General features: G+C 65.2%; 5 protein-coding genes. 3 read left to right on the top strand and 2 right to left on the bottom strand.

Translation table 11 applies throughout. The features are described 5' to 3' along the window. Both VFJ08_RS08945 and rpsU read right to left on the bottom strand, forming a co-directional pair. Positions 1 to 402 (bottom strand): GatB/YqeY domain-containing protein (locus tag VFJ08_RS08945; protein ID WP_349256982.1); only part of this gene is annotated, 402 nt, incomplete at its 3' end. Positions 403 to 558: 156 nt separating this feature from the next. Then, on the bottom strand, positions 559 to 774 hold the full coding sequence (gene rpsU / locus VFJ08_RS08950) for a 30S ribosomal protein S21 (protein ID WP_037332947.1): 216 nt from the start codon (positions 772 to 774) through the stop codon (positions 559 to 561). 91 nt (positions 775 to 865) lie between these two features. Between rpsU and tsaD the strand changes: the two genes are divergently transcribed. The 3 genes from tsaD to folK are packed head-to-tail and all read left to right on the top strand — an operon-like array spanning position 866 to position 2850. Further along, a complete protein-coding gene (tsaD, locus tag VFJ08_RS08955) occupies positions 866 to 1957 on the top strand; it encodes a tRNA (adenosine(37)-N6)-threonylcarbamoyltransferase complex transferase subunit TsaD (RefSeq protein ID WP_324996854.1) in 1092 nt (363 codons plus the stop codon). Positions 1958 to 1984: 27 nt separating this feature from the next. Continuing rightward, positions 1985 to 2341, top strand: coding sequence for a dihydroneopterin aldolase (folB, locus tag VFJ08_RS08960; protein ID WP_324996855.1), 357 nt, complete (start codon positions 1985 to 1987; stop codon positions 2339 to 2341). Next, positions 2338 to 2850, top strand: coding sequence for a 2-amino-4-hydroxy-6-hydroxymethyldihydropteridine diphosphokinase (gene folK, locus VFJ08_RS08965; RefSeq protein ID WP_324996856.1), 513 nt, complete (start codon positions 2338 to 2340; stop codon positions 2848 to 2850). The genes folB and folK overlap by 4 nt, the downstream gene beginning before the upstream one ends. Positions 2851 to 3142: the final 292 nt, after the last annotated feature.

Consider the following 3142-nt stretch of genomic DNA (forward strand, 5'->3'; position numbering starts at 1 on the left):
ATCGGCTTGGCCGGCGAGCTCGGCCTTGAGCCGGCTCATCACCTTGCCCATGTCGCGCATGGAGTCGGCGCCGGTATCGGCGATGGCGCGGTCGATGGCGGCGTCGATCTCGGTCTCCGAAAGCCGGGCCGGCAGGTAGTGCTCGAGCACGGAAATCTCGGCCGCCTCGGCGTCGGCGAGTTCGTCGCGCCCGGCGTCGCGATACTGGGACTCGGCGTCGCGGCGCTGCTTGAGCATCTTTTCGATCACCGCGAGCGCGCCGGCGTCGTCGAGAGTCGTCCGCTCGTCGATTTCACGCTGCTTGATGGCGGCGTTGACCATGCGGATCACGCTCAGCCGCTCCTTGTCGCGGGCGCGCATGGCCGACTTCATGTCGTCTTGTAGCTGGTCTTTGAGATTCACGATGGTTTCCTCGGCACGATGACTTCCTCGGACAAAAACAATCTCGAAGCGCAGACAAAAAAACAGCGGCCTTGGGGCCGCTGCGATTCCTGACTCAATCGATTGTCGCGCTCGATTCGATCGGTCCGATCAATCGATACGACAGACAGCGCCGAATCAATACTGGCGCGTAAAGCGCTGCTGCTCGCGCTGTAGGCGCTTGGCGTGGCGCTTGACCGCGGCCGCGCGCTTGCGCTTGCGAGTCTGGCAGGGCTTTTCGAAGAATTCGCGACGGCGTACTTCGGTCACGACGCCGGCTTTCTCGCAGCTGCGCTTGAACCGACGCAGTGCGACTTCAAACGGCTCGTTCTCTTTGACGCGTACGCTAGGCATTGAGCATCACTCTCCGGGAAATCTGATGAATAGCGACTGGATGTATAGCTAGGCGATGACCCGAGCGGGCACAACCGGCTAGGATAGGGCGATGGATGATACGCCCAAGCACGCTTTCTTGCAACGCCCGCCCGTCATTCTGGGCATCGAGAGCTCCTGCGACGAATCCGCGGCCGCGCTCTACGGCGCATCGGGCCTGATGGCGCATGCGCTGTACAGCCAGGTCGATCTGCATGCCGGTTATGGCGGCGTGGTGCCCGAACTGGCCTCGCGCGATCATATCCGCAAGCTGTTGCCGCTGATCGAACGGGTGCGTGCCGAGGCCGGCGATCCGGCATTGACCGGCATCGCCTACACCCGCGGCCCGGGCCTGATCGGCGCGCTGTTGGTCGGGGCGTCGGTCTCGGCCGGGCTGGGCATGAGCCTGGGCGTGCCGGTGCTGGGCGTGCACCACATGGAAGGGCATCTGCTCTCGCCGCTGCTCGAAGCCGACCCGCCGGCATTTCCCTATGTCGCACTCCTGGTCTCCGGCGGGCACACCCTGCTGGTGGCGGTCGAGGGGCTCGGCCGATACCGGACACTCGGGCGCAGCCTGGACGATGCGGTCGGCGAGGCCTTCGACAAGACCGCCAAGATACTCGGGCTCGGCTACCCCGGCGGCCCGGCGCTAGCCGCGCTGGCCGCCGACGGCGATCCCCGCGCCTACGACTTTCCGCGCCCGATGCGCGCCCGGCCGGGGCTCGATTTTTCGTTCTCCGGCCTGAAGACCGCGGTCATGCTGACGGTCAAGCACAGCGAGCGCTCGCCGGCTGTTGATGCCGATATCGCGGCCAGTTTCCAGCAGGCGGTGGTCGATACGCTGGTGGCCAAGTGCGCGCGCGCGATCCGGGCGACCGGTATCGAACGTCTGGTCGTGGCCGGCGGGGTCGGTGCCAATGCCGCGCTGCGCGCTGCGCTAGCCCGGCGGGCGGCGCGCGACGGGTTCACGGTGCATTTTCCGCGCCAGGCGTTCTGTACCGATAATGCAGCGATGATCGCGCTGACCGGCTATTTGCGCCGCGGCGATTTCCGTCCCGGCATCGCGCCCGCGGAGGCCGTGGCACGCTGGCCGCTCGAAGATTTGCGCCCGCCGGAAGCGGCCCCGATCGCGTACGATCGCGCCGGAACCGCCGAAAGCTTTTAACAGCATCGCAACGGGCAGGGAGCATTCGTGGATACGATCTTCATCGATCAGTTGGCCATCGATACGGTCATCGGTCTGTACGACTGGGAGCGCCGGATCCGCCAGCGCGTCATTCTCGACCTGGAAATGGATTTCGATATCCGCGCGGCCGCCGCGACCGATGACGTCGTCCAAACGCTGGATTATAAAGCCGTGGCCAAACGCGTCATCGCCTTCGTCGAGGCCAGCGAATTCGATCTGGTAGAAACCCTGTCGGAGCGGATCGCGGCCCTGATCCTCGCGGAATTCCCGGTCGCGCGCGTCACCCTCCGGCTCGATAAGCCGCATGCCCTGCGCGGCGCGAAGGGTGTGGGCGTTCGTATTACCCGGGAGCGCGGCCGATGACGGAAGTGGCGGTCGGCGTGGGCTCCAACATCGAGCCCGGGCGACATGTCCCGGCGGCGCTCGAGCGACTGCGCGCGCGGTTCGGCGTTCTCGACGTGTCGCCGATCTACAGCTGTCCGGCGGTCGGCTTTTCGGGCGCGGATTTCGTTAATTTGGTGGTGGCGTTTCAGAGCGCGGAACCGATCGAGGCGGTACAAGCCGGCCTGCGCGCGATCGAAGCGGCCGGCGGGCGCAACCGCGCGGCTCGCGGCGACGGCTCGCGCACGATGGATCTGGATATGCTGTTGTTCGGCGACCGGGTGCTCGACAACGGCGATATCCGCGTCCCGAGGGCCGACATTCTCGAATACGCTTTCGTGCTGCGCCCGCTGGCCGATATCCGGCCCCGGGCGTGCCACCCCACCGATGGCCGCCGCTACCGCGAGCTGTGGGAGGCCTTCGAGCAGCCGGGCCAGCCGTTGACCGAAATTACGCTGGGTTCGTCGAATACCGAGCAGGATTGTTCATAAGATTGTCCGCAGATACACGCAGATGGTGGTGAGTGCTTCAGCCTTTCAGTGGGTTCATCTTCAATTCCGGTGACATCGCGTACTGCAGAGCGAGCCGCGAGGCCGGCCACGGTACGCGATACGTCCTACCTATCTGCGTGTATCTGCGTGTATCTGCGTCCATCTGCGGATAAATATTGCAAAAGAACGAAACGGCTTAGCGATGGCGCAGCCGATTTGATCGGCGTTCATCCGCGGCGGACTATCGATCAGCTTCCCATTGGCTTCCCAGGCGCCGCCCGCCGTCGACGGC

Origin of the sequence: Salinisphaera sp. (assembly GCF_035690525.1) — a bacterium.
Lineage (GTDB): Bacteria > Pseudomonadota > Gammaproteobacteria > Nevskiales > Salinisphaeraceae > Salinisphaera.

Excerpts from the sequence above, each read along its gene's own strand:
- rpsU (WP_037332947.1), bottom strand. The coding sequence starts at position 774 with ATGCCTAGCGTACGCGTCAAAGAGAACGAGCCGTTTGAAGTCGCACTG.
- tsaD (WP_324996854.1), top strand. The coding sequence starts at position 866 with ATGGATGATACGCCCAAGCACGCTTTCTTGCAACGCCCGCCCGTCATT.
- folK (WP_324996856.1), top strand. The coding sequence starts at position 2,338 with ATGACGGAAGTGGCGGTCGGCGTGGGCTCCAACATCGAGCCCGGGCGA.